This window comes from Streptomyces sp. NPDC000878 (genome assembly GCF_053599695.1).
Genome location: NZ_JBSFMT010000002.1, coordinates 167,919 through 193,154, shown reverse-complemented (window position 1 = coordinate 193,154; position 25,236 = coordinate 167,919). Strand labels below are relative to the sequence as shown.

Genomic DNA, 25,236 nt, shown 5'->3' with positions numbered 1-25,236 from the left:
TGCTGTCACCGGTTCGGCTGGACCTGGAGTGCCGGTAGCGCGGGCGGGTCGGGGGGTGCGCCGGTACCGTCTTCCGTATGGACACGTCATGGTGGCTCGCCCTGGCGGCCGTCGTGCTGCTCGCGCTGGTCGCGGCGCTGGTGGACGGCTGGGGGCGCGGGCATCGGCCCCGGAGTCGCGGGGGCAGGCCGCCGGGACGGGCGGAGGGGCCGCAGCGGCAGCGGGGGCGGTCCGCGCGGCCCCGGCCCGCGGAGATCTGGTGGGCGAACGTGCCCTTCGAGGACGGTCCCGGAGGCAAGGACCGGCCGTGTCTGGTGCTCGCGGTGCACGGGCGGCACGCGACCGTCGCGAAGATCACCAGCAAGTACCACGACGAGCGGCCGGGGGTGATCCCGATGCCGCCGGGTGCGGTGGGCGACGCCCAGGGCCGGCCGAGCTTCCTGGAGACGGACGAGCTGCGTGACCTGCCGGTGTGGGAGTTCCGGCGGCGGGTGGGGGTGGTGGACCCGGCCCTGTGGGACCAGGTCCGACACCTCGCCACGTGATCGACGGGAAACCGCGGGACTTCGGCCGGTTAGGGCCTTACGGCCTTACGGCTTCACGCCCAGAGCTGGCCTTGCAGCGTCTCGATCGCTTCCTCCGTCGTGGCCGCCGTGTAGACGCCTGTCGAGAGGTATTTCCAGCCACCGTCGGCGACCACGAAGACGATGTCCGCGCTCTCGCCCGCCTTGACGGCCTTGTTGCCGACGCCGATCGCGGCGTGCAGCGCGGCGCCGGTGGAGACGCCCGCGAAGATGCCCTCCTGCTGGAGGAGTTCACGGGTACGGGTGACCGCGTCCGCCGAGCCGACCGAGAAGCGGGTCGTCAGTACGGAGGCGTCGTACAGCTCCGGTACGAAGCCCTCGTCGAGGTTGCGCAGGCCGTACACCAGGTCGTCGTAGCGCGGCTCGGCGGCGACGATCTTGACGTCCGGCTTGTGCTCGCGGAGGTAGCGGCCGACGCCCATCAGGGTACCCGTGGTGCCCAGGCCCGCCACGAAGTGGGTGACGGAGGGGAGGTCGGTGAGGATCTCCGGGCCGGTGGTGGCGTAGTGGGCGCCCGCGTTGTCGGGGTTGCCGTACTGGTAGAGCATCACCCAGTCCGGGTGCTCGGCGGCCAGCTCCTTGGCGACCCGTACGGCCGTGTTGGAGCCGCCGGCGGCGGGGCTCGGGATGATCTCGGCGCCCCACATGGCGAGCAGCTCGCGGCGTTCCTGCGAGGTGTTCTCGGGCATCACGCAGACCATGCGGTAGCCCTTGAGCTTCGCCGCCATGGCGAGCGAGATGCCGGTGTTGCCTGAGGTGGGCTCCAGGATCGTGCAGCCGGGGGTGAGCCGGCCGTCCTTCTCGGCCTGTTCGACCATGTGCAGGGCGGGGCGGTCCTTGACCGAGCCGGTGGGGTTGCGGTCCTCCAGCTTCGCCCAGATCCGTACGTCGGCGGACGGCGACAGCCGCGGCAGGCGCACCAGGGGGGTGTTGCCTACCGCGGCCAGCGGCGAGTCGTAGCGCATGGGTGCCAGGGGCCTGTCAGGCCATGCCGCCGGCGACGGCCGGCAGGATCGTCACGGTGTCGCCGTCGGCGAGCTTGGTGTTGATGCCGTCGAGGAAGCGGACGTCCTCGTCGTTGAGGTAGACGTTGACGAAGCGGCGCAGCTTGCCGTCGTCCACGATGCGGGCCTGGACTCCCGCGTGCCGGGTCTCGAGGTCGGCGAACAGCTCGGCGAGGGTCTCCCCGGCACCGGGGACGGCCTTCTCGCCGTCGGTGTAGGTGCGGAGGATGGTCGGGATGCGGACCTCGATGGCCATGGCTCGGGGCTCCTGTCGGGAGTGGTAGGTCGATGGGCGCGCGGCGGCGCGAAAAGCGGCTTGGAGCGGGTCATGCGTGTGAGGCGCCGCGGCTCACGGCCGTACGGCGGCGGGGCCGGCGTCAACAGATGGCGCTGGCCAGCCTGCACAGATCGACGTGCAGCCGCGCCACGAGCAGCGGGCTGCCCGGCGTCTTCTCGCTCACGTCGTAGGAAACCATGGGCTCATCGTATCGATTCCCGGTCCGGATCCCGGAGGGCTGTCCCGCATTCTGGACATTTTCGGGCCGACTGATGAGATCGGCAGGTTTTGGGGGCGATCAGTACGCTTCCACGATCTTGACCTCTTCCTCCGTGACCTCGCCCTCGACGATCCGGAACGAGCGGAACTGGAACTCGCCGAGGCCGTCGGTGTCGGCCGTGGAGACCAGGACGTAGTGGGCGCCGGGTTCGTTGGCGTAGGAGATGTCGGTGCGGGAGGGGTAGGCCTCGGTCGCGGTGTGGGAGTGGTAGATCACGACCGGTTCCTCGTCGCGGTCGTCCATCTCGCGGTACAGCTTCAGCAGGTCCCCGGAGTCGAACTCGTAGAACGTGGGTGACATGGCCGCGTTCAGCATCGGGATGAAGCGTTCGGGGCGGTCCGAGCCCGCCGGTCCTGCGACGACGCCGCAGGCCTCGTCGGCGTGGTCCTTGCGGGCGTGGGTGACGATCTGGTCGACGAGGGCCTGGGTGATGGTCAGCATGTTCGTCAGGATAAGCAACGGTGGCAGGCGTGTGGGCAGTCCCGTACCGAGGGGTGGTACGGGACTGCCCACATGTCGGGATCTATTCGGTTGTTCGTTGACTGCGGGGCGGTGGGGGCTTGTCGCGCAGTTCCCCGCGCCCCTATCGGGGCGCTGTCACCTGCGGAGTGCGGGACTTGAGGATTGTCCAGCCGACGCCGAGAGCCGCCGCCCAGCCCGCCATCACGTACAGACAGACGCGGGAGTCGGCGTCGTATGCGATGAGGCCTGTGACGAAGAGGAGGAAGGCGATGGCGATCCAGCTGCACTTCGAGCCGCCCGGCGCCGGGAAGGACGAGGCGGGCAGGCGGCCCGCGACCACGCCCCGGCGGTAGAGGACGTGGCTGATCAGGATCATCAGCCAGGTCCAGATGCCGGCGGCGGTGGCGACGGACATGACGTAGCCGAAGGCCTTCTCCGGGACGACGTAGTTGAGGACGACGCCGATGCCCATGAAGGCGACGGAGATGGCGATGCCGAAGGCCGGGGTCTTCGTCGTCGACAGCTTGCTGAAGACTTTGGGGGCCTCGCCGTTGTCCGCGAGGGTACGGAGCATGCGGCCCGTCGAGTACATGCCCGAGTTGCAGGAGGAGAGGGCGGCCGTCAGCACCACGAAGTTGACGATGCCCGCGCCCGCCGGGATGCCGATCTTCGCGAACGCCTCGACGAACGGGCTGACGCCCGGGGCGAACTCGGTCCACTTCACGACGCAGAGGATGACGGTGAGGGCGCCGACGTAGAAGAGGGCGATGCGCCAGGGGAGGGTGTTGATGGCCTTGGGGAGGGTCTTCTCGGGGTTCTCGGACTCGCCGGCCGTGACGCCGACCAGTTCGACGGCGAGGTAGGCGAACATCACGCCCTGGAGGGTCATCAGGGACGAGCCGATGCCCTTGGGGAAGAAGCCGTCGAAGGCCCAGAGGTTGGAGACGGCGGCCGTGTCACCGGCGGAGCTGAAGCCGAAGGTGAGGACTCCCAGGCCGATCACGATCATGCCGATGAGGGCGGTGACCTTGACCATCGAGAACCAGAACTCCAACTCGCCGAAGACCTTCACGGAGATCAGGTTCACGCCGAAGAGCATCACCAGGAAGACCAGGGCCGTCACCCATCGGGGGACGCCGGGGGCCCAGTAGTTGACGTAGATGGCGGCGGCCGTCAGCTCGGCCATGCCGGTGACCACCCACATCAGCCAGTACGTCCAGCCGGTGAAGTAGCCGAAGAACGGGCCGAGGAACTCCCGTGAGTACTCGGCGAAGGAGCCGGAGACCGGGCGGTAGAGGAGCAGTTCGCCGAGGGCCCGCATGATGAAGAAGACGATCACGCCGGCCAGGGCGTACATGAAGATGAGGCTGGGGCCGGCCTTGGCGATGTTCGCCCCGGCGCCCAGGAAGAGGCCGACGCCGATGGCGCCGCCGATCGCGATCATCTGGACCTGGCGGCTGCCGAGCCCGCGCTCGTAACCCTCTTCGGATGTCTTTTCCGGTGTCTTTTCCGAGCCGACCTGAGCGGAGGTCATGTGTGGTGCGCCCTTCTTCTCGGTCCCCCCGGACTGGTGGAGCGTGAAGATCTATCACGGCCGCACCGTTGATCACCGGGGCGAGTTGTGGGGCACACCACAGGAAGAAGGGGTCAAACGGAGCACGGAAGGGACACAGCCGACGGCAGCGGTAACGCGATCGTTATCCGGATTTGAGCGTCCGCTGAGCGAACACAGAACCATCACATAACGGGAGATACCCGTCCCGTCTCATGGCATGAGTGTGGAGACGAGAGTCTCCTGCAAGCCGCCCAGCCACAGATACGCCATCACCATCGGCTTACGAGGGTCCTCGTCCGGCAGCCGGTAGAGGAGGTCGGTGTCCTCCTCGTCGATGACGTCCAGCCGGGAGCCGATCGCCAGGCGCAGGTCGTTGAGCGTGCCCAGCCACCGCTGGGACTCCTCGTGGGTCAGCTTGAGCACCGCGCCGCCGTCACCGGCCGGCGTCAGCGAGTCCAGCGAGCGGATCACCGCGAGGGCGCTCTCCCGCTTGCCGGTGCGCAGGTCGTTCTCGGTGAACCGGCGGAACTCGGCGGCGTACTCCTTCTCCTCCTGGGCCCGCTCGGGCGACGACGGTACGTCGACGGGGTCGCCGTAGGCGTCCGGGAACAGGCGTCTGAGCACCGGGTCGGAGGGCGGCTCGCTCGGGCCGTCGGCGAACAGCTCGGCGAGCGGGTCGTCGGGGGCGTCCTCGGCGGGGCCGGGGCCGATCAGCTCCAGGAGCTGGACGGCCAGCGACCGGATGATCGAGATCTCGACGTCGTCGAGCGCGACGGCCGCGCCGCCGCCGGGGAGCGGTTCGAAGTGTCCTGGCATGAAGTGGTTCGCTGCTTCCGGTCCTGCGAGCTGGGTCGGGTTGCTTCGCGTCGCTTCGGGTTACTTCCGGTCCTGCTGGAGGGTGGCCCACAGACCGTAGCCGTGCATGGCCTGTACGTCGCGTTCCATCTCCTCGCGGCTGCCGCTGGAGACGACGGCCCGGCCTTTGTGGTGGACGTCCTTCATGAGCTTGGTGGCCTTGTCCTTCGGGTAGCCGAAGTACGTCTGGAAGACGTACGTCACATAGCTCATGAGGTTGACCGGGTCGTTGTGGACGATGGTGACCCAGGGGACGTCGGGCTCGGGTACGGCGAAGGTCTCCTCCGCCGACTCGGTGCGTTCGATCTCTACGGGAGCGGGTGACGTCACATGCCCATGCTGCCACCAGAAGGGGGTCCCGGGCCAAACGGACCCGGAAATCGTCAAAGTGACGAGATGGGGGTAGCATCCCGTCACATGAACACAGCGGACCTCGGGCTGCCGGTGGATGTTCCCTCTACGGCGCTCTTCACGGATCACTACGAGCTGACGATGCTCCAGGCCGCCCTGAAGGCGGGCACCGCCGACCGGCGGTCCGTCTTCGAGGTCTTCACACGGCGGCTGCCGGAGGGCCGGCGCTACGGCGTCGTCGCGGGCACCGGGCGGGTGCTCGACGCGGTGGAGAACTTCCGGTTCGACCCGGACGTCCTCGGCTTCCTGCGCGAGCGCGGGATCGTCAACGAGGAGACCCTCCAGTGGCTGGCCTCGTACCGGTTCGGCGGGGACATCTGGGGCTATCCCGAGGGCGAGGTCTATTTCCAGGGCTCGCCGATCCTCCGCGTCGAGGGCTCCTTCGCGGAGTGCGTGCTGCTGGAGACGGTGATCCTCTCGATCCTCAACCACGACTCGGCGATCGCGGCGGCGGCGTCCCGGATGGCCTCGGCCGCCGGTGACCGCCCGCTGATCGAGATGGGCGCCCGGCGCACCCACGAGCTGGCCGCGGTGGCCGCCTCCCGGGCCGCGTACGTCGGCGGTTTCACGACCACGTCCGACCTGGCCGCCGGTTTCCGCTACGGCATCCCGACCGTCGGGACGAGCGCCCACGCGTTCACCCTGCTCCACGACCGCGAGCGGGACGCCTTCCAGGCCCAGGTCGACTCGCTGGGCCGGAACACGACGCTGCTGGTGGACACGTACGACGTCGCCGAGGCGGTACGGGCGGCGGTGGAGGTCGCCGGGCCCGAGCTGGGCGCCGTGCGCATCGACTCCGGGGATCTGCTGCTGGTCGCGCACCGGGTACGGCAGCAGCTGGACGCGCTCGGGGCGGAGCGGACGCGGATCGTCGTGACCTCGGACCTCGACGAGTACGCGATCGCCTCACTGGCGGCGGCGCCCGTGGACGCGTACGGGGTCGGCACCCAGCTGGTGACGGGTTCCGGCCACCCGACGTGCTCGATGGTCTACAAGTTGGTGGCCCGCGCGGAGTCGGCGGACCCCAGCGCTCCCCTCGTCCCCGTGGCGAAGAAGTCGAGCGGCGGGAAGACGTCTGTCGGGGGCCGGAAGTGGGCGGCCCGGCGGCTCGACCGGGACGGGATCGCGGAGGCCGAGGTGATCGGTACGGGACCGGTGCCCGGGGAGCTGGCGGAGCGGCAGCTGCTGGTCGAGCTGGTGAAGGGCGGCCGGGTCGTCGCCCGCGAGCCGCTGGACGTCGTACGGGACCGGCATGCCACCGCGCGCGCCAATCTGCCGCTGTCGGCGACCCAGCTGTCGCGCGGGGAGGCGGTCATTCCGACGGAGTACGTCCAGTTGCCTGTCTGACACCCCCGGTACGACTCCCGGTTCACAGGGGCAACGGGCGTCCTCGCGCGCCGGTTGCCCCGAATGCCCCCTCCCGAAGTGGGGCCGAAGTCTCTAGGCTCGGTAGTTCACATATTCATATTCATCTGGCCGGGCCCGCACCCCTCCGTACGAAGGAAGACCGACCATGCGCCGCGCCCTGATCGTCGTCGATGTGCAGAACGACTTCTGCGAGGGAGGCAGTCTCGCGGTGGCCGGGGGTGCCGACGTGGCCGCCGCGATCACCGAGCTGATCGGGCAGGCCCCCGCCGGATACCGCCACGTCGTGGCGACCCGCGACCACCACATCGCCCCCGGTGGCCACTTCGCCGACAACCCCGACTTCCGGCACTCCTGGCCCGCGCACTGTGTGGCCGGCACGGAGGGGGTCGGCTTCCATCCGAACTTCGCCCCGGCGGTCGCCTCCGGCGCGATCGACGCGGTCTTCGACAAGGGGGCGTACGCGGCGGCCTACAGCGGGTTCGAGGGCGCCGACGAGAACGGGGTCACGCTGGGCGACTGGCTGCGGGCGCGGGAGATCGACGAGGTGGACGTGGTCGGCATCGCGACCGACCACTGCGTCAGGGCGACCGCCCTGGACGCGGTTCGGGAGGGGTTCCGTACGCAGGTGCTGCTGGATCTGACGGCCGGGGTGGCGGAGGGGACGACGGAGCGGGCGTTGGAGGAGTTGCGCGGGGCGGGCGTGGAACTGTCGGGCAAGCCGGTGGTGTAGCCCGGTTTCCTTCGCCCCCGCCGCCCCTACCCGTCCCATCCTCGGGGGCTCCGCCCCCGAACCCCCGTTATCGCGCTGAACGCGCTCGTCCTCAAACGCCGGACGGGCTGACTACCCAGCCCCCAGGGGATAGCGAGTCTGGCTTTGGGCTTCCGCGTCGGGGCGGTCGCACGTCGACGCCCGATACGATGCCGGACGTAATCATCGACCGGCGTCAGGAGGCACACGCATGGCGGACGACAGCTGTCTGTTCTGCAGGATCGTCGCGGGGCACATCCCGGCGACCATCGTCCGCGAGACGGACACCACCGTCGCCTTCCGGGACATCAACCCCCAGGCACCGACCCACATCCTGGTCATCCCCAAGGTCCACCACCCCGACGCGGCCTCCCTCGCCACCGCCGAACCTGCCATCGCCGCCGACATACTGCGCGAGGCCGGCGAGATCGCGGCCGAGGAGAAGCTGGACAGCTACCGCCTCGTCTTCAACACCGGCAGCGGCGTCGGCCAGACCGTCTTCCATGCCCATGTACACCTCCTCGGAGGACGCGGCATGCAGTGGCCGCCCGGGTAACGGAGTAATCGGTCTTGTCCGGACGTGAATTGGTGGTCCTCGGCACCGCCAGCCAGGTACCCACCCGGCACCGCAACCACAACGGCTACCTGCTCCGCTGGGACGGCGAGGGCCTCCTCTTCGACCCCGGCGAGGGCACCCAGCGCCAGATGCTGCGCGCCGGGGTCGCCGCCCACGACCTCAACCGGATCTGCGTCACGCACTTCCACGGGGACCACTCCCTCGGGCTCGCCGGAGTCATCCAGCGCATCAACCTCGACCGCGTCCCGCACGAGATCACCGCGCACTACCCCTGCTCCGGACAGAAGTTCTTCGACCGGCTGCGCTACGCCACCGCCTATCGCGAGACCGTCCAGATCGGGCAGGTGCCGGTCGCGGGGGACGGCGGCGTGCTCGCCACCACCCCCGGTTACCGGCTCGAAGCCCGGAAGCTCTCCCACCCCGTCGAGTCCTACGGCTATCTCCTCGTCGAGCCCGACGGGCGCCGCATCCTGCCCGAACTGCTCGCCGCGCACGGCATCAAAGGGCCCGACGTCGGACGCCTCCAGCGCGAGGGCTCCCTCGGCTCCGTCACCCTCGACGAGGTCAGTGAGCTGCGGCGCGGGCAACGGTTCGCCTTCGTGATGGACACCCGGTTGTGTGACGGTGTGCACGCGCTCGCCGCAGGCTGCGACATGCTCGTCATCGAGTCGACCTTCCTTGATCAGGACCAGCAACTCGCCTCCGATCACGGTCACTTGACTGCCGGTCAGGCGGGAGCCGTTGCCCGGGACGCCGGCGTACGGCATCTCGTCCTCACCCACTTCAGCCAGCGCTACTCCGACCCCGACGAGTTCGAGCGGCAGGCGCGGGCGGCGGGGTACGAGGGGGAGCTGACCGTCGCCCATGATCTGCTGAGGGTGCCGGTTCCGAAACGGACGTAAACCGGTCGTACGATTCCCTGATGTCCATCCCCAAAGCCGAACTGCACCTCCACATCGAAGGCACCCTCGAACCCGAGCTGGCCTTCGCGCTCGCCGCGCGCAACGGCGTCGTGCTGCCGTACGCCGACACCGAAGAGCTGCGCAAGGCGTATCTCTTCGAGGACCTGCAGTCCTTTCTGAACCTGTACTACGAGCTGATGTCCGTTCTGCGCACCGAGCAGGACTTCGCGGACCTCGCGAACGCCTATCTCGCGCGGGCCGCCGCACAGGGCGTACGGCACGCGGAGATCTTCTTCGATCCGCAGGCCCACATCGCCCGGGGGGTGGAGATGGGGACGGTCGTGGAGGGGCTTTGGCTCGCGCTCCGCGACAGCGAGTCGACACACGGCATCTCCACTCAGCTGATCATGTGCTTCCTGCGCGACGAGTCCGCCGCGTCCGCGATGGAGACCCTGGACGCGGCCCGCCCCTACCTCGACCGGATCGCCGGCGTCGGGCTCGACTCCGCCGAGGTCGGGCATCCGCCGGTGAAGTTCCGCGAGGTGTACGAGGCCGCCGCCGGGCTCGGGCTGCGGCGCGTGGCGCACGCCGGTGAGGAGGGGCCGCCCTCGTACATCACCGAGGCCCTCGACATCCTCGGCGTCGAGCGCGTCGACCACGGGCTGCGCTGCATGGAGGACCCGGAGCTGGTCGCGCGGCTCGTGCGGGAGCGGGTGCCCCTGACCCTCTGCCCGCTGTCCAACGTACGGCTGCGGGCCGTCGATGTCCTGGCCGAGCATCCGCTGCCCGCCATGCTCGACGCCGGTCTCCTCTGCACGGTCAACTCCGACGACCCCGCCTACTTCGGCGGGTACGTCGGCGACAACTTCGGGGCCGTACGGGAGGCCCTGGGCCTCGGTGAGGAGCGGCTGCGCGAGCTGGCGCGGAACTCCTTCCTGGCGTCGTTCCTGGAGCACGACGAGGAGCGGCGGGCTCGCTGTCTCGCCGAGGTGGACGCGTACGAGTTCACGCGGTGACCGTCAGGCCACCGGGCGGTACTGCTCGGTGGCCCTGACCGTGGTGAGCCTCAACGCGCGGGACGGGGACGGGGTGCGCAGCGCCACGGCCGTCATCGGGACCGCGATCAGCAGCAGGCCGGCGGCGAGGACCGCGCCCATCGCCGGATAGCCCGTGTGCGCGGACAGCAGGCTGCCGGTGAGCGGGCCGCACGCCGTGCCCAGCGAGGACGCCGAGCCGACCAGGACCGCCCAACGGCCGCGCGGGTCCAGGGCGGCGGCCAGACCGATCACGTACGACAGCACGATCGGGTACAGCGTGTTCCAGGCGATCTCGCCGGCCGCGAAGGACATCAGGTCGGTCGCGGACGCGCTCAGCACGATGCAGCCCGCGATGACGGCCGTACCCGCGCCGATCGGCAGTGCGCGGCCCAGCCGCGTACCCAGCGCCCCGGCGCCGATGACCCCGAGCAGTCCCGCGCCGAGTGCGATCGCGAACACCGCGCCGACGGTGGCCTCGGAGAGCCCGGCCTGGGTGAGCCCGATCCGGCCGCTGACCCCCAGAGGGAGTTCTGGGCGAGGGACCAGCAGGTCATGGTGGCGGCGAGGACGACGCCCGCGCGGAGGCGGGGGAGCGGGCTTCGAGGCAGGGCGGTCACCAGGGCTGCGGTGGCTGTGGCGTCGCGTCGGGGGAGGGCGGCCGTCAGTGGCCATACGACGGCTGCCGTCAGGGCCAGTGCGGCCAGGGGGAGGCCGTGGCCCGGGCCGAGGTGCGGGACCGTCAGATAGACGGTGCCCGCGAGGGCCGAGACGCTCAGCAGCCCCAGGGTGGTCGTGCGGTGCGGGTCGGGGCGGCCGGCGATCCCGGTGGCGGCGACCGTGGTGGCCGTACCGGAGCCGAAGCCGCCGACGACGGCTCCGATGATCACGGCGTACACGCTGGTGGTGAGGGCGGCGGTGCCGTAGCCGAGGACGGCGAGCGCGAGGCCGACGCGGGCCAGGGCGCGTGGGCCGATGCGGTCGACCCGGGAGGCGAGCAGAAAGCCCGCCGCCGCCGAACTCAGCAGCAGCGCACTGCCGATGGCACCGGCCTGCGTGGGGCTCAGCGGGAGGTACGCGTCGAGCCTGCCGACGGTGGTGGGCAGGAGGTACGGCGCCAAGTACCCGGCCGTGAAAAGGGCGATGAGGGCCTGCCCGGCGGATGGGGTCGGAGGAAAGAAGCGGTGCCTCATCAACCAAGGTGAGCGGGGTGTGGTGCGTGCAGCTGCAAGGCGGAGGAGGGCGTCGACGCGATGGGGGTCCCCCCGCGCGAGGTTGTTCGAGCGTGGGGGAGTCGGCAACCGACGACAACGCCGCAGATGTGCGTGCCACACCCCGCGTCTCCGACACGATCCGACGGGTAGGCCCTCAGGCCAGGGCTGGGTGGAGCGGGGGGAGAACACGGGCGTTCCTGGGCGTGCGAAAGCGAATGTGACGGCTCGACAAGCGGGTGTGGCGGCTCAATGCGGGGGTTGGGCGTCGACCGTCGACGGACAGGAACGCGCGGGCAATTTGTATCAAGCGGGGGGCGGGGGAAGGGAATCGGGTGGGTGTGATGTGGGGCACTTCGGTGTTTGAGGTGGGGGAAGCGGGGTATTTGTAGTGGCCCCCCGGAGTGGAGTGACGGGCCGCTGTCAGTGGGGTGGTGCAGACTGGCCTGATCCGCACCGTCGTCAGGGAGCGCACCGTGATCGCGTCCACCGCGTCCACCGGAGAGGGATCTTCCTACCGCCAGGCCCAGGTCGATCCCCTGGCCGCCCTGCGCGCGCCCCACGATCCGCCGTGGGACGTGTATCTGACGGGCACGGTCTTCCTCGACATCATCTTCACCGGGCTCGACTCCGCGCCGGTGCGCGGCACCGAGTCCTGGGCGCGCGGGATGGGGTCCAGCCCCGGTGGGGTCGCCAACATGGCCACCGCGCTGGCCCGGCTCGGCCTGAAGACCTCCCTCGCCGCCGCCTTCGGGGACGACCACTACGGGGAGTACTGCTGGGACGCCCTCGAACAGGGCGAGCACATCGACCTCTCCACGTCACGCACGGTCCCCGGCTGGCACTCCCCGGTCACGGTTTCGATGGCGTACGAGGGTGAGCGCACGATGGTCTCCCACGGCCATGAGCCGCCCCCGGAGGAACCCTCCCCGGAGTGCCCGCCGCACGCCCGGGCCGCCGTCGCCTCCCTCACCCCGGGCGTCCGCGCCCCCTGGATCGCCGAGGCCGCCGGCAAGGGCGCCCGGATCTTCGGCGACGTCGGCTGGGACGACACCGGCCGCTGGGACCTCGCAGGACTCGCCGACCTGGAGCACTGCGAGGCCTTCCTGCCCAACGCGGAGGAGGCGATGCGTTACACCGGCACCGACTGCCCCCGCAAGGCGGCCCGCACCCTCACCGATCACGTACCGCTCGCCGTCGTCACCCTCGGTGCGGAGGGCGCGTACGCCGTGGACGGGCGGACCGGGGAGACGGCCGAGGTGCCCGCCATCGCCGTGGAGGCCCTCGACCCCACGGGCGCCGGCGATGTCTTCGTCGCCGGCTTCGTCACCGGCACCCTCGCCGACTGGCCGCTCGCCGACCGCCTCGCCTTCGCCGGCCTCACCGCCGCCCTCTCCGTCCAGGACTTCGGCGGCTCCCTCTCCGCGCCCGGCTGGTCCGAGATCGGGGCCTGGTGGCGCGAGATCCAGTCGTACGAGCACCAGGACCCGGCGGCGCTTCGCCGGTACGCGTTCCTGGCGGACCTGGTGCCCAGGACCGCGAGACCGCGCCCGTGGCCGCTGCGGCGGGCCGTGCCGACGATCGGTTTCCGCAGATCGGCGTGAGTGCCTGTTCCTGAGCCTGCCGGACGCCCCGGCCGCCACGTCACCGGACCGTGAGCCAAAACCCCTACGGCGTTGTCAGTGCACCGTCGTAGGCTGGGAGCGGAAGGCTACCCACGTGGTAAGCGAGCCTCATTGAGGAGGTCGTGCAGGCCTACGAGCCGGCCCATGACTCAGACACCCACAGCTCAGCCCCCCGCGCGGGGGCAGGCACGAGCGCAGTTCACCGTCCCGGCCACGCATCCCATGGTGTCCCTGCTGGGTTCGGGCGACGCCCTCCTGCGCGTGATCGAGAAGGCCTTCCCGGCGGTCGACATCCATGTCCGGGGCAATGAAGTCAGCGCCGTTGGCGAAGCGGTCGAGGTCGCCCTCGTCCAGCGGCTGTTCGACGAGATGATGCTGGTGCTCCGCACCGGACAGCCGATGACGGAGGACGCGGTGGAACGCTCGATCGCCATGCTCAGAGCGAGCGGGAACGGGGAGGGTGACGGCCAGGAGACCCCGGCCGAGGTCCTCACCCAGAACATCCTGTCCTCGCGGGGCCGCACCATCCGCCCCAAGACCCTCAACCAGAAGCGCTACGTCGACGCCATCGACAAGCACACCATCGTTTTCGGCATCGGCCCGGCGGGCACCGGCAAGACGTACCTCGCCATGGCGAAGGCCGTGCAGGCGCTTCAGGCCAAGCAGGTCAGCCGGATCATCCTGACCCGCCCGGCGGTCGAGGCGGGCGAGCGGCTCGGCTTCCTCCCGGGCACGCTGTACGACAAGATCGACCCCTACCTGCGCCCGCTGTACGACGCGCTGCACGACATGCTCGACCCGGACTCGATCCCGAAGCTGATGGCCTCGGGGACGATCGAGGTCGCGCCGCTGGCGTACATGCGTGGCCGTACGCTCAACGACGCCTTCATCATTCTGGACGAGGCCCAGAACACCAGCGCCGAGCAGATGAAGATGTTCCTCACCCGGCTCGGCTTCGAGTCGAAGATCGTCGTCACGGGTGACGTCACGCAGGTCGACCTGCCGTCCGGGACAAAGTCCGGTCTGCGGCAGGTGCAGGACATCCTCGAAGGCCTCGACGACGTCCACTTCTCGCGGCTCACCTCCCACGATGTCGTCCGGCACAAGCTGGTCGGCCGTATCGTCGACGCGTACGAGAAGTACGACAGCGAGAACGGTACGGAGAACGGCACCCACAAGGGCGTCCGAAACAAGCGGAAGTAGACAGACCAGCACCATGTCGATCGACGTCAACAACGAGTCCGGAACCGAGGTCGACGAGCAGGCGATCCTCGACATCGCCCGCTACGCGCTCGCACGGATGCGCATCCACCCGCTCTCCGAACTCTCGGTGATCGTCGTGGACGCCGACGCCATGGAGCAGCTCCACATCCAGTGGATGGACCTGCCCGGTCCGACCGACGTCATGTCCTTCCCGATGGACGAGCTGCGTCCGCCGTCGAAGGACGACGACGAGCCGCCGCAGGGGCTTCTCGGTGACATCGTGCTCTGTCCCGAGGTCGCCGAGAAGCAGGGCAAGGAGGCCGAGACACAGCACTCCATGGACGAGGAACTCCAACTCCTCACCGTCCACGGCGTGCTGCATCTCCTCGGGTACGACCACGAGGAGGCGGACGAGAAGGCCGAGATGTTCGGCCTCCAGGCCGCCATCGTCGACGGCTGGCGCGGCGAGCGCGGGATGACCGGTCCGTCGCCCGCCCCGACCGTGTCATGAACCCCCAACTCGTCACCGGTGCCATAGCGCTGGTCGTCGTCGCCTGGCTCGCCGCCTGCGCGGAGGCGGGCCTCGCGCGAGTCTCCAGCTTCCGCGCCGAGGAAGCCGTACGCAGTGGCCGGCGCGGGAGTGCCAAGCTCGCGCAGATCGCCGCCGACCCGACCCGCTATCTCAACGTGGCGCTGCTGGTGCGCGTGGTCTGCGAGATGGCCGCCGCCGCGCTCGTCACTTACGCCTGTCTGCAGGAGTTCGACCGGACCTGGCAGGCCCTCGCCGTCGCCATCGGCGTGATGGTGCTCGTCTCGTACGTCGCCGTCGGCGTCTCGCCAAGGACCATCGGGCGTCAGCATCCTCTCAACACGGCCACGGCAGCCGCGTACGTCCTGCTGCCGCTCGCCCGTGTCATGGGGCCGATCCCCTACCTCCTCATCCTCATCGGCAACGCCCTCACCCCTGGCAAGGGCTTCCGGCGCGGGCCGTTCGCCTCCGAGGCGGAGCTGCGGGCGCTGGTGGACCTGGCCGAGAAGGAGTCCCTCATCGAGGACGACGAGCGCCGCATGGTGCACTCCGTCTTCGAGCTGGGCGACACCCTCGTACGGGAGGTCATGGTCCCGCGTACGGACCTGGTCGTCATCGAGCGGTACAAGACGATCCGGCAGGCGCTCACCCTCGCGCTGCGCTCCGGGTTCTCGCGCATTCCGGTCACCGGGGAGAGCGAGGACGACGTCGTCGGGATCGTGTACCTGAAGGACCTCGTCCGCAAGACGCACATCAGCCGGGACGCGGAGAGCGAGCTGGTGTCGACCGCCATGCGGCCCGCCGCCTTCGTACCGGACACGAAGAACGCCGGTGATCTGCTCCGCGAGATGCAGCGCGACCGCAACCACGTCGCCGTCGTCATCGACGAGTACGGCGGCACGGCCGGCATCGTGACCATCGAGGACATCCTGGAGGAGATCGTCGGCGAGATCACCGACGAGTACGACCGTGAACTCCCGCCCGTGGAGGAGCTGGGCGACGAGCGCCACCGCGTCACGGCCCGCCTCGACATCACCGACCTCGGCGAGCTGTACGGGCTGGAGGAGTACGACGACGAGGACGTGGAGACGGTGGGCGGGCTGCTCGCGAAGGCGCTCGGCCGCGTACCGATCGCCGGTGCCTCGGCCGTCGTCGAACTGCCCGACGGGCGCGAACTGCGGCTCACGGCGGAGGCCGCGGCCGGGCGGCGGAACAAGATCGTGACGGTGCTCGTCGAGCCGGTCGACCACACCGGTTCACCGGAGGAGGAGAAGGCCGAGGAGGCCGAGGAGGACGGGAAGGAGCGGAGCGGCGCGTGACTCCGCAGGAACTGCGTGCTTTCTGTCTGTCCTTCAACTCCGCTGTGGAGGACTTCCCGTTCAGCCCGGGGATCTCCGTCTTCAAGGTGCTGGGCAAGATGTTCGCCCTGTCCTGGGTGGACGACCGGCCGCTGAAGGTCAACCTGAAGTGCGGCCCGGAGGACGCGGTCCGGCTGCGCGCCGAGCACCCGGGGCTGGTCATCCCCGGGTATCACATGAACAAACGGCACTGGAACACCGTGACGGTCGACGGGGAGTTGCCCGATCAGCTCGTGCGCGAGCTGATCGAGGACTCGTACGACCTGGTGGTGGCCGGCCTGCCGCGCGCGGAGCGGTTGCGGCTCGACCGGCCCTAGTACCGAACTAGCACTCGCCGCGCCAGGTCACCTTTGTAAAGACAAGCGGGTGGAAGCTGTTGAGGCCGTAGTCGCCCGGGCCGGGGTTGTAGTGCAGGCAGGTCGATTCGGCGTCGCCGTCAATCTCGAACTCGACCTGGATGTGGTCGAGGCCGGGAAGCGGTGTGCCGTTGTTGAAGATGGACCGGCCGGTCACTCTGCCCGACCAGTTGCCGCCCGACTTCAGGACGAGCTGGCCCGTCGAGTACTCACCCGCGTAGATGCAGAAGTTGCCCTTGCCGCAGCCCGCCGGGTTCGGCTCGGCCGAGGCCGTCGGCGCCGTCCCCAGCACTCCGGCGAACGCCGCCACCGCGGCCAGGGTTCCAAGTGCGCGCTTGTTCATCACAGTTCTCCGTTTTGTTCGAGGGTCGTCTTGCAACAGGGACGGTGGGTCAGCAGACCGGTACGCCCGGCACCTGGTTCTCCGGCACGCTGAGATAGATGTTGGTCATGTAGCCGCCGTACTGCGGCAGTTGGGCCCACCAGTCGTTGACGTAGGGCGGTTCGCTGACCTGCTGGCCGCGCTTCTGGCAGCCGACCAGGACCTCGACGCCGGCGGGCAGTGTCGTGACCGCGCCGGAGGTGGTCGTCGCCTGGGTGCGGACCCGGACCCCGCTGCCCCAGGTGCCGATCCACGTGCCGGCCGGGCGGGAGGCGCCGGGGACGTCCAGCGAACGGGTCAGCCGCCCGATGTCCGTGTAGGCCTTGCCGTAGGACGTTCCGCTGGGGTGCAGGGTGAAGACCGCCACGATGGAACGGTCGCCCGCGCCCACCACACCCGTCGTGTGCAGTGCCGGCCGGGAGAGGTCCACGGCGTCGGCGCCCGCCGGTGCCTGTGCGACCGTGCCGGCCGGTTCCTTCGCGGCCTTCGTGGCATTCGTGACCGTCGCGGCCGGCGCCGTGCATCCGCCCGAACTGAAGCCCGACCAGCCCTGCTTGACGGCCCAGGGGCGGTTGAAGGAGCCGGCGATGCCGAAGTGCTGGTCGTAGCCGTCGGTGGCGCAGCGGGTGGACTGCCGTAGGTCGCCGAGGACGTAGTCGCGGGTCGCCGCGGGAGCGGAGTCGAGCAGATGGCGGTAGATCTTCACGGTGTCACGGGCCGAGAGAGCCGTGTAGCCCCAGTAGCCGGGGTGGGTCGACGGTGGCCGGGCGGTGTCCGTCAGGCCGAGCCGTGTGACCATCCGGTCGACGATCGCCCCCGAGCCGTTGTTCGCCCAGAACGTGCTCGCGGCCCCGTCGTCGCTGCCGCGCAGCATGGTGTCGATCCGGGCCCGGTCGGCGGCCGACAGGGCGTCGGGGCTGCGGTTCCAGAGCACGTCCAGGGCGATCAGCAGCTTCACCACGGACGCGGACCGGAACTGCCCGGCGCTGTTCAGCTGCTCGGTGAACGTGCCGGTCTGGCGGTCGAAGACGGCGACGCCCGCCGTCACCCCGGCCGGCACATCGGCTTGCACCACTGCCGGGCTCGGCGAGGGGGACTCGACGGAGGCGACGGATACGGCGGTCGCGGTGGTGCACACGAGCGCGGCGAGGGCGGCGGCCAGCACGCCCGCCCGCATCGCGCCCCGTGCGCGGCTCAAGGTCATCATGGTCGTCCTCGGGATCTGTTGAGGTGGCTGAGGTGGTCGAGGTGGGTGTGCGTCGCTCGCACTACTGGTAGGACGGGGTCGCGACCCGTGCCGTATGAGGACCCGGGCGAGGGTCTGCATGAGAATCCGAACGCCGGATGCCCCCGGGACCACGAACAGGTCCCGGGGGCATCCGGTCGGTGCGGGCGGTCCGTTCAGCAGGTCGGCAGACCCGTGTCCGGCTCGTTGTCACCGCCTCCGACGAGGAAGATCTCGCTCATGTACGCGGACGGGGCCATGCCCACCGCCGGGGTCTTGACCCACCAGGTGTGCCAGTAGCCGCCGTAGGTCGCCCGGCCGCCCTGGGTCTGGCACAGCACCCTGAGCCAGCCCCCGTCGGGTGACGTCGCGATGACCGGGGCCTGCGAGTTGGGGGCGGACCGCAGATTGACGTTCGACCCCCAGATCGGGCACCGGTACGTTCCCGGGTAGTCCGGGTCGGGGGTGCAGGGCGCCGAGTCGGCGGCCCGCGCGGACGAGGTGAGGCCGGGTGAGAGGAGCAGCCCGGCGGCCAGCGCGACCGCCGCGACACCCCTCGTACCGACGCGGAACCGGCTCAGGGTGTCGGTCAGCATTCGCGCACCCCCGGCAGCCAGGCGGCGGGGTGGTCGATGTAGATGTTGGTGATGTAGCCGCCGAGCGCCGGGATGTAGGACCAGGCGTCGTTGGTGTAGCCCTCGGCGGTGACCGAGTCGCCGTGCTTCTGGCACTCCACGTAGACCGGCGTCGGCCCGGTCAGCGTGCGCACGACCGCCGCGTTCAGGCGGGCGTCGGCGCGGACCCGGACCGAGGTGCCCCAGGTGGTGAAGTTGGTGCCGGGCGTACCGCTGCCCGGGGTGCACGGCAGGCCCACACCGCGCGCCGACAGGTAGTCGACAGGGTTGATGCCCCGGCTGGCGGACGCCGAAGCGTACGTCCTGAGGTGCAGGTGGACGCCGGTGGAGTCCCCCTCGGAGCCCATGCGCGCGATGTGCTGACCGGCGCTCACCTGCTGGTTCACGGAGACGAGACGCTCGTACATGTGGCCGTACTCGGTGATGGTGCCGTCGTCGTGCCTGATGCGGATCCACTGGCCGTAGCCGCTTGCGGGGCCGGAGGCGATGACGGTGCCCGCCCCGGTGGCGTAGATCGCCGTACCGCGGCTGTTGGCGATGTCGACGCCGTCGTGACCGGAGTGCCACCCCTGGGTCACCGTGCCGGCGGCCGGGCAGGAACCGGTGGCCGCGGCTGCGGCGGGGGCGGCATCGGCCTGGCCGGCCGCGAGCGGGATCAGCCCGGCCGCGGCGACCGTGGCGACGAGCATGCCGATGGACTTGGAGCGCTTGAGTGCGCGCATGGCGGAGTCTCCTGTGTGAAGGATGAGAGGGATGAAAGGGGTGAGAGGGAAGCGGCTGACTAGCAGTTGGGCACACCGGGCAGCCAGGCCGCCGGGTCGTCGATGAAGATGTTCGAGATCCATGCCTTGTACTTCGGCAGGTAGGACCAGGCGTCGTTGACGTAGCCCTCGGCGCTGACCGTCTCCCCGTGCGCCTGGCAGAGCACGTCCACCGCCGTGGGGCGGGGCAGCCGGGTCACGGGAGGCTGGCGGGTGCTCGCATCCGGACGGAGGGCCACATCGGTGCCCCAGGTCATGAACCGCTTCGTGCCCGCGGGCGGCTGCTCGGTGCCGGCGATGCGCAGGGCACCCGCGTACTGGGAGTTCAGCCGTACGTCACTGACCATCACGAGCGTCCCGGACTCCCGGGCCTCGACCATCTTTCCGTTGCCGAGGTAGATGGCGATGTGGTGGACGCTGCCGAGGTTGGCCGGGTCCGACCCCCACAGCAGCAGATCGCCCGGCTGCAACGGAGCGATCCCCTGGTCGCGGGTGAACCGGGCGGTGGCGCCGCTCCACTGGGCCTGGTTCCACGACCCCTCGGGCAGGGCGATGCCCGCTCCCTGCCAGGCCGCGTACTGCACCAGGTGCGAGCAGTCGAAGCCCTTCACCTGGCTGTCGTGGGCGCCGGGGCCGCCGCCGGGGTAGTCCTGACCGAACGTCGGCCCGTGGATGGAGCCGCCGCCCCACGAGTACGGCACCCCGATCTGCGAGCACGCGGCGTTGACGATGGCCTGTGCCTGAGCGGACGCGTTCGCCAGGGGACGGCAGTCGGCGGCGGCCACGGTCTCCGAGGCGGCCGGCGACACGGCGGCCGTCGCCGTACCGGTACAGGCGAGCGCGGTGGCGAGCAGCAGTCCTCCCGCCATCGCGAGTGTGCGGTTGGTGCGGCGCATGTGGTTCCCCCTTGGGTGGTTGGCGCGATGTGCGCAAGTGCTGTACGGGTGATCGGCGTACGGCATCCGGCAGTTGGTCGGGCTGCCTCGTGTCGTCGTCGTGCGTGCTGTCGTCGTCCATGTCGGCCGAGTGGCGGGCCGCTCGGCCGACATCGTGGACGAGATCGGCGTGGAGGCCGGTTCCTACACGTCGAGGGCGGCGCGGATCTTGGCGAGGCCGCGCATCCGGTTGCGCTGCACCGTGCCGCGGTGCGCGCCGAGTTGCTCCCCCGCCATGTCGTGGGTCAGGCCCTCGATGTCGACCAGGATCACGGCCGCCGCCTCCTTGGGGGACAGCCCGCGCAGCAGCGCGGCCGTCACCGCCTCGGCCTCCCTGCTCGCGAAGCCGCCGTCCCAGCCGCGTTCCGGCAGCCGGTCGGTGCAGCGCTCCTGGCGCGAGGGATGCCGCCACAGGTCGCGCAGCAGGTTCAGGGCCGCCGCGCAGGTGTAGGCGTACGGCTGCTGCTGACGCGTCAGGGTGTGGGCACGGGCCCGGCGGGACAGTCTCAGGTACGTCTCCTGCAGCAGGTCGTCGGCGTCGTGCGGATTGCCGGTCAGGGCCAGCAGCCGGCGCCGCAGCCGCGGCATCACGGCGGTGAAGGCCTCGTCGAACTCGGCCGTGGTCATGTGGTCGGTGAAGACGGTCGTAGTCGTCGTTGCGGTCGTTGCGGCGGTCGCGGCGGTTTTGGACGACGTGGTCAGCGTCGTCTTTGCCGTCGTCTTCGACGTCGTGATGCAGGTGTTCTCCACGGTGTTCCCCCCGGGTCCGGCTGTCTCAGACTGTGGTTGGGCAGGTGCCTTCGGAGCTGCGGTGTTGCGGGTGGTTCGGAGCGGCGGGACCGTACTTGGCGGCCGGCGCCTCGGTCAGGAGCGCCCAGTACCGGTCTCCGTACGACCAGTGCCACCACTCGGTCGGGTAGTTGACGAACCCCGCCGCGGCCATGGCCCGGCCCATCGCCGCCCGGTTGGCCCGGGCCTCGGCGTCGATGTTGACCGCGGCGGTGCGGCAGCCGCCCTCGCTCTCCTCGGGGGTGGCGTTGACCTCCGTACCGAGAAATAGTTCGGCACCGTCGTCGGTGCACAGGGTCAGGTCCACCGCGCCGCCGCTGACGTGCGGGGCGACCTCCGGGGGCGAGATGTACGCGCTGGCCAGCTCGCGGATCCGGTCCGGGCCGGCGTCCGGATGTGCCGTGCGCAGCGTTGCCGCGTACTCGTCGAAGTAGCGGCGCTGCAGCGCGGGCGGCCGGAAGCCCTCCACCATCAGCAGGCGGATGCCCGGGGGCAGCGCGTCCTGCGCGAGCAGGAGCCGGCGCAGGACGTCGGCCCTCAGATGTGCGTAGGAGCCGTCGTCGTCGGCCTTCCGCGTGTCGACCCGCAGTGCGGCGACCTCCCGGGCGTCGACCAGGGGTTCACCGTTCTCCGTGACACGCGTGGCGGCGACCCGGGGGTCCGAAAGCAGGATGATGTCCGTCACGTTCACAGCGTGGAGGCGGGCTCTGCAGGATCGATGCAGATCCTCTGCAGGACGCATGCAGCGCCGGGAACGAGCCACCCGCACCGGCGACCCGGCGGGTTCCGGCCAACCCGCACTCCACACCGGTCTGCCGTGAAAAAGGGGAGGTCCGGTGTCGGGTATGACTGTCGGCGGGTGCCGGTAGGTTGTCCCCGACTGCGGGGACGTGAAAATCGGGGGACACGGTGGACGTCTGCCTTCTGGGTCCGGTCGAGGTGTCGAGCGGGGGACAGCGCATCGCGCTGAACGGCGCCAAACCGACGGCGATCCTCGCGGCTCTCGTCGTCCATCTCGGTGAGGTGCTGTCCGCCGAGCGGCTGGTCGATCTGACCTGGGAGGAGGAGCCGCCCGCCACCGCGCGGGCGCTCGTTGCCTCGCACGTCTCCGGACTGCGCCGGGCCCTGGCCGGTACGGAGGGCTGTGACGCCATCCGCACCCGCTCCCCGGGGTACGTCGCCGAGCTGCCGCCCTCCGCCGTGGACGCCCGGCGCTTCGAGGAGGCGTTCGCGGTCGGCCGGAGAGCGGCCGTCGAGGGGCGGGCCGAGGAAGCCGTCGACCTCCTGCGGGCGGCGTCGCGCCTGTGGCGTGGCCGGGACGCCCTGGAAGGGCTCGGTCAGTCCTTCGCCCGCGTCGAGGCCATGCGCCTGACGGAACTCCGGCTGGAGGCGAAGGAGTTCCGTTTCTCCGCCGAGCTGGACCTGGACCGTCGTACGGATCTCGTCTCCGAACTCGTCGCCCACGTCGCCGCCCACCCCCTCAGGGAGCGCCCGCGCGGTCAGCTGATGACCGCCCTGTTCCGCACCGGCCGGATGCCCGACGCGCTGCGCTGCTACGACGAGGGCCGCCGTCTGCTCCGTACGGAACTGGGCGTCGACCCCGGCCCGGAACTCCGTACGCTGCACCAGGCCCTGCTCCGGGCGGACACGACGGTGCTGGGAGCGCCGGCTCCCCGAAGAGCCACGCCCGCGGGGAAGGGACCCGTACCCGCGCGCGCGGAGGCTCCCTCGCGCCCGGACGAGGACACACCGTCGCACCACGGTCCTGAGCAGTCCCACCGGATCGAGCAGTCCCACCGTTCCGAGCGGTCCCACGACGGCACAGGCCGTCCGGTGCCCACCCAACTCCCTCCCGACGTGGCCGACTTCATAGGCCGCACCGAACAGACGGCCTGGGCGACCGCCCTGCTGGAGGAGGTGCGGAACCCGCTGCGCACCGCGCCGCCCATCGGGGTGATCTCCGGCCGTTCGGGCACCGGCAAGACCGCCCTGGCCGTCCACGTGGGCCACCGCACCGCCGAACTCTTCCCCGACGGACAGCTCTTCGTGGACCTGCGTGCCTCGGACTCCGAGCCGGTGCGGACCGCGGACGCCCTGGCCCGGCTGCTGCGCGCCCTCGGCGTGGACCCGGAGACCCCGGCGCACGACGAGGAGGACCTCCTCGGCCTGTACCGCACGCACATCGCGCGCCGCCGGGTCCTGCTCATCCTCGACAACGCCGTCAGCGAAGCACTGCTGCGCCCGCTGCTCCCACCGGGCGGCGGCTCGGCCGTGCTGATCACCGGCCGTCGTCGGCTCGTCGCCCTGGAGGGCGCCTCTCACCTCGATCTGGGTGTGCCCTCCGAAACGGAGGCAGTGGACCTGCTGGCCCGCGTGGCCGGCCCGACCCGGCCCGTCCTCGAGCCCGACCGGGCCGCCGAGATCGTCGCGCTGTGCGGTCGGCTCCCGCTGGCCGTCCGAATCGCCGGCGCCCGTCTCGCCGCCCGTCCCCACTGGACACCGGCGCGGCTCGCGTCACGCCTGAGGGACGAGCGGCGCCGCCTGGACGAACTGCAGGCAGGCGATCTGGAAGTGCGCGCGAGCCTCGGACTCGGCTACGCGGACCTGGACAAGCAGGAGCAGCGCGCCCTGCGCCGGCTGGCCCTGATGGATCTGCCCGACTTCGCCGCCTGGGTCGCCGGGCCGCTCCTCGACGTGAGCGAGGACGACGCGGAGGACGCGGTCGAACAACTCGTGGACTGCCACTTCGTGGAGGTCGTGGGCACCGACGAGACGGGCAGCACGCGCTATCGCATCCACGACCTGGCGCGCGAGTACGCCCGCGAACGCTGTCTGGCCGACGAGGCCCGGGAGGAACGGGAGACGGCGGTCCGAAGACTGGTCGACCGCTGGCTGGGCATGGCACGCAGCGCGGCGGCCTACGGGCCGGGCGGCGCGTCGCGGTTCCTCCCGATCACCACGACGGACGGGTCGGCACAGGCCTCGGCCTCGGCCGAGTCGGTGTCACCGACGGAACCGTTGACCTACCTGACGGGCGAGCCGGCCGCGTGGTTCGCCGCCGAGCAGCAGTGTCTGCTGGCCGCGGTCACCCACTGCGCGGAGCACGGCATGTTCGACGCCGCCCGCGAACTCGCCGCGACCCTCATGGCCGCCTCCGTGGCGCTCTACAACCAGTTCGACGCCTGGTCCCGCTCCCACGACGTGGCCCTGCAGGCGGTGCGCCGTGGCGGGGACGTCGAGGGCGAGGCCCGGCTGCTGAACGGTCTCGGCCAACTCCGCCTGGAGCAGGACCGCTTCGACGAGGCCCACGCGTTCTTCGCGGCGGCACTGCGCCTGTTCGAGGAGCGGTCCGTACGGACCGGGCGTGCGGACGCGTGGGCCGGCATGGGCGCGGCCCGCCGCGAACAGGCCCGCTTCGACGAGGCACTGACCCTGCTGACCTCGGCGCTCGGACAGTACGGGGAGCCGGAGGACAGCGCGGCCATGGCCCATGTGCTGTACGGCATCGGATCCGTCCACCGGGAACAGGGCCGCGACGACGACGCGTGGGAGGCCCTCTCCCGCGCACACCGCCTGTACGTGACCGCCCGGGACCGGCACGGCGAAGCGCTCGCGCTGCGCTCACTGGGCCTGTGCCTCCGCGCGCGGGGTGACCTGCCGGGTGCGGAGACCCTGCTGCGGCAGTCCCTCGGCATCTTCGAGGAGACGGACGACGTCTTCGGCGTCATGTACGCCAGTCAGTCCCTGGCCAAGGTCGAGATCCGGCAGGGCCGGCCGGCCGATGCCCGACAGCGCCTCGACCGGTGTCTGGAAACCACCCGCGAGCGCCAGGACATGTTCGGCGAGGCCCTCGTCCTGCGCACCCTCGGCGAGTGGTATCTCGCCGGGTCCGACTGGGAGACCGCGACCGAGACCCTGCGGCAGTCCCTCGCCCTGTGGGACAAGCTCCAACTGCCGCTGTGGCGCGCCCGCACCCTGCGGGACCTGGCCCGCGCCGCACTGGCCAGGGGCGAGGCTAGGACGGGGCGGGAGCTGGAGGAGGAGGCGTACGAGGCCTTCCACCGACTCGGCAGCCGTGAGGCGCTGGAGACGCCGGCCCGCACGACGAGCGATTCGGCCCGGTAGTCATACGAGGGGCGACCACCTCCCGTCTTCGGGGTGGACGGTGCG

Annotated in this window: 26 protein-coding genes and 1 pseudogene; 12 read left to right on the top strand and 15 right to left on the bottom strand. The window is 70.6% G+C overall.

Features of this window, described 5'->3' with window-relative positions; genetic code table 11:
- The first annotated feature begins 77 nt into the window (after positions 1–77).
- Positions 78–545 (top strand): type II toxin-antitoxin system PemK/MazF family toxin, encoded by a 468-nt coding sequence (locus ACWDR4_RS02580; protein ID WP_450402909.1) that lies wholly within the window; start codon positions 78–80, stop codon positions 543–545.
- A gap of 53 nt (positions 546–598) precedes the next feature.
- Here the strand turns inward: ACWDR4_RS02580 and ACWDR4_RS02575 are convergent, their stop codons facing one another.
- The 7 genes from ACWDR4_RS02575 to clpS form a co-directional block, all read right to left on the bottom strand.
- Positions 599–1,549, bottom strand: coding sequence for a PLP-dependent cysteine synthase family protein (locus ACWDR4_RS02575; protein ID WP_450402907.1), 951 nt, complete (start codon positions 1,547–1,549; stop codon positions 599–601).
- Between the two features lie 16 nt (positions 1,550–1,565).
- A complete protein-coding gene (locus ACWDR4_RS02570; protein ID WP_235478314.1) occupies positions 1,566–1,844 on the bottom strand; it encodes a MoaD/ThiS family protein in 279 nt (92 codons plus the stop codon).
- Between the two features lie 121 nt (positions 1,845–1,965).
- Positions 1,966–2,064 (bottom strand): putative leader peptide, encoded by a 99-nt coding sequence (locus tag ACWDR4_RS02565; RefSeq protein ID WP_450402904.1) that lies wholly within the window; start codon positions 2,062–2,064, stop codon positions 1,966–1,968.
- Positions 2,065–2,163: 99 nt separating this feature from the next.
- Positions 2,164–2,586 carry a Mov34/MPN/PAD-1 family protein gene (locus tag ACWDR4_RS02560; protein ID WP_450402901.1) on the bottom strand — a complete coding sequence of 141 codons (423 nt, stop codon included), beginning with the start codon at positions 2,584–2,586 and terminating at the stop codon, positions 2,164–2,166.
- 142 nt (positions 2,587–2,728) lie between these two features.
- Complete coding sequence (locus ACWDR4_RS02555; protein WP_450402898.1) at positions 2,729–4,141, bottom strand: amino acid permease; 1,413 nt, start codon at positions 4,139–4,141, stop codon at positions 2,729–2,731.
- 231 nt (positions 4,142–4,372) lie between these two features.
- A complete protein-coding gene (locus ACWDR4_RS02550) occupies positions 4,373–4,978 on the bottom strand; it encodes a DUF2017 domain-containing protein (RefSeq protein ID WP_450402896.1) in 606 nt (201 codons plus the stop codon).
- Positions 4,979–5,038: 60 nt separating this feature from the next.
- Positions 5,039–5,347, bottom strand: a complete 309-nt coding sequence (gene clpS, locus ACWDR4_RS02545; protein ID WP_053741646.1) for an ATP-dependent Clp protease adapter ClpS — start codon at positions 5,345–5,347, stop codon at positions 5,039–5,041.
- A gap of 87 nt (positions 5,348–5,434) precedes the next feature.
- Here clpS and ACWDR4_RS02540 point away from each other — a divergent pair, with 87 nt between their 5' ends.
- The 5 genes from ACWDR4_RS02540 (at position 5,435) to ACWDR4_RS02520 (ending at position 10,039) form a co-directional block, all read left to right on the top strand.
- A complete protein-coding gene (locus tag ACWDR4_RS02540; protein WP_450402894.1) occupies positions 5,435–6,775 on the top strand; it encodes a nicotinate phosphoribosyltransferase in 1,341 nt (446 codons plus the stop codon).
- A 166-nt stretch (positions 6,776–6,941) separates the two neighbouring features.
- Positions 6,942–7,526, top strand: a complete 585-nt coding sequence (locus ACWDR4_RS02535; RefSeq protein WP_450402891.1) for an isochorismatase family protein — start codon at positions 6,942–6,944, stop codon at positions 7,524–7,526.
- A 229-nt stretch (positions 7,527–7,755) separates the two neighbouring features.
- Complete coding sequence (locus ACWDR4_RS02530) at positions 7,756–8,100, top strand: histidine triad nucleotide-binding protein (RefSeq protein WP_450402888.1); 345 nt, start codon at positions 7,756–7,758, stop codon at positions 8,098–8,100.
- Between the two features lie 14 nt (positions 8,101–8,114).
- Positions 8,115–9,023: a ribonuclease Z gene (locus ACWDR4_RS02525; protein WP_450402886.1), complete on the top strand. Its 909-nt coding sequence runs from the start codon at positions 8,115–8,117 to the stop codon at positions 9,021–9,023.
- A gap of 20 nt (positions 9,024–9,043) precedes the next feature.
- The gene (locus tag ACWDR4_RS02520; RefSeq protein ID WP_450402883.1) at positions 9,044–10,039 is read left to right on the top strand and encodes an adenosine deaminase; all 996 of its coding nucleotides are present in this window, start codon (positions 9,044–9,046) and stop codon (positions 10,037–10,039) included.
- A gap of 3 nt (positions 10,040–10,042) precedes the next feature.
- On the opposite strand, the pseudogene ACWDR4_RS02515 reads toward ACWDR4_RS02520, so the two are convergent.
- Positions 10,043–11,250, bottom strand: a pseudogene (locus tag ACWDR4_RS02515) (MFS transporter).
- Positions 11,251–11,744: 494 nt separating this feature from the next.
- Here ACWDR4_RS02515 and ACWDR4_RS02510 point away from each other — a divergent pair.
- From ACWDR4_RS02510 to ACWDR4_RS02490, 5 genes are all read left to right on the top strand, one after another.
- The gene (locus ACWDR4_RS02510) at positions 11,745–12,872 is read left to right on the top strand and encodes a carbohydrate kinase family protein (RefSeq protein ID WP_450403339.1); all 1,128 of its coding nucleotides are present in this window, start codon (positions 11,745–11,747) and stop codon (positions 12,870–12,872) included.
- 165 nt (positions 12,873–13,037) lie between these two features.
- Positions 13,038–14,096: a PhoH family protein gene (locus tag ACWDR4_RS02505; RefSeq protein ID WP_450402880.1), complete on the top strand. Its 1,059-nt coding sequence runs from the start codon at positions 13,038–13,040 to the stop codon at positions 14,094–14,096.
- Positions 14,097–14,109: 13 nt separating this feature from the next.
- Positions 14,110–14,607, top strand: a complete 498-nt coding sequence (ybeY, locus tag ACWDR4_RS02500; RefSeq protein WP_450402877.1) for an rRNA maturation RNase YbeY — start codon at positions 14,110–14,112, stop codon at positions 14,605–14,607.
- Positions 14,604–15,944 (top strand): hemolysin family protein, encoded by a 1,341-nt coding sequence (locus tag ACWDR4_RS02495; protein WP_450402874.1) that lies wholly within the window; start codon positions 14,604–14,606, stop codon positions 15,942–15,944. Before ybeY ends, ACWDR4_RS02495 begins: the two co-directional genes overlap by 4 nt.
- Complete coding sequence (locus ACWDR4_RS02490) at positions 15,941–16,300, top strand: MmcQ/YjbR family DNA-binding protein (RefSeq protein ID WP_450402871.1); 360 nt, start codon at positions 15,941–15,943, stop codon at positions 16,298–16,300. Before ACWDR4_RS02495 ends, ACWDR4_RS02490 begins: the two co-directional genes overlap by 4 nt.
- Positions 16,301–16,307: 7 nt before the next feature.
- On the opposite strand, the gene ACWDR4_RS02485 is transcribed toward ACWDR4_RS02490, so the two are convergent.
- The 7 genes from ACWDR4_RS02485 to ACWDR4_RS02455 all read right to left on the bottom strand — a co-directional run bounded on the left by ACWDR4_RS02485 (position 16,308) and on the right by ACWDR4_RS02455 (position 21,751).
- Positions 16,308–16,682: a hypothetical protein gene (locus ACWDR4_RS02485; RefSeq protein ID WP_450402869.1), complete on the bottom strand. Its 375-nt coding sequence runs from the start codon at positions 16,680–16,682 to the stop codon at positions 16,308–16,310.
- Positions 16,683–16,731: 49 nt separating this feature from the next.
- Positions 16,732–17,925 (bottom strand): hypothetical protein, encoded by a 1,194-nt coding sequence (locus ACWDR4_RS02480; RefSeq protein ID WP_450403336.1) that lies wholly within the window; start codon positions 17,923–17,925, stop codon positions 16,732–16,734.
- A gap of 197 nt (positions 17,926–18,122) precedes the next feature.
- Positions 18,123–18,542, bottom strand: coding sequence for a hypothetical protein (locus tag ACWDR4_RS02475; protein ID WP_450402867.1), 420 nt, complete (start codon positions 18,540–18,542; stop codon positions 18,123–18,125).
- Positions 18,536–19,303 (bottom strand): M23 family metallopeptidase, encoded by a 768-nt coding sequence (locus ACWDR4_RS02470; RefSeq protein WP_450402864.1) that lies wholly within the window; start codon positions 19,301–19,303, stop codon positions 18,536–18,538. The genes ACWDR4_RS02475 and ACWDR4_RS02470 overlap by 7 nt, the downstream gene beginning before the upstream one ends.
- A gap of 59 nt (positions 19,304–19,362) precedes the next feature.
- Positions 19,363–20,238 (bottom strand): C40 family peptidase, encoded by an 876-nt coding sequence (locus ACWDR4_RS02465; RefSeq protein WP_450402862.1) that lies wholly within the window; start codon positions 20,236–20,238, stop codon positions 19,363–19,365.
- A gap of 183 nt (positions 20,239–20,421) precedes the next feature.
- Positions 20,422–20,904, bottom strand: a complete 483-nt coding sequence (locus ACWDR4_RS02460) for an RNA polymerase sigma factor (RefSeq protein WP_450403335.1) — start codon at positions 20,902–20,904, stop codon at positions 20,422–20,424.
- Positions 20,905–21,052: 148 nt separating this feature from the next.
- Positions 21,053–21,751, bottom strand: a complete 699-nt coding sequence (locus ACWDR4_RS02455; protein WP_450402859.1) for a M15 family metallopeptidase — start codon at positions 21,749–21,751, stop codon at positions 21,053–21,055.
- Positions 21,752–21,975: 224 nt separating this feature from the next.
- Here ACWDR4_RS02455 and ACWDR4_RS02450 point away from each other — a divergent pair, with 224 nt between their 5' ends.
- The gene (locus ACWDR4_RS02450; protein WP_450402857.1) at positions 21,976–25,191 is read left to right on the top strand and encodes an AfsR/SARP family transcriptional regulator; all 3,216 of its coding nucleotides are present in this window, start codon (positions 21,976–21,978) and stop codon (positions 25,189–25,191) included.
- The last annotated feature ends 45 nt before the right edge of the window (positions 25,192–25,236 follow it).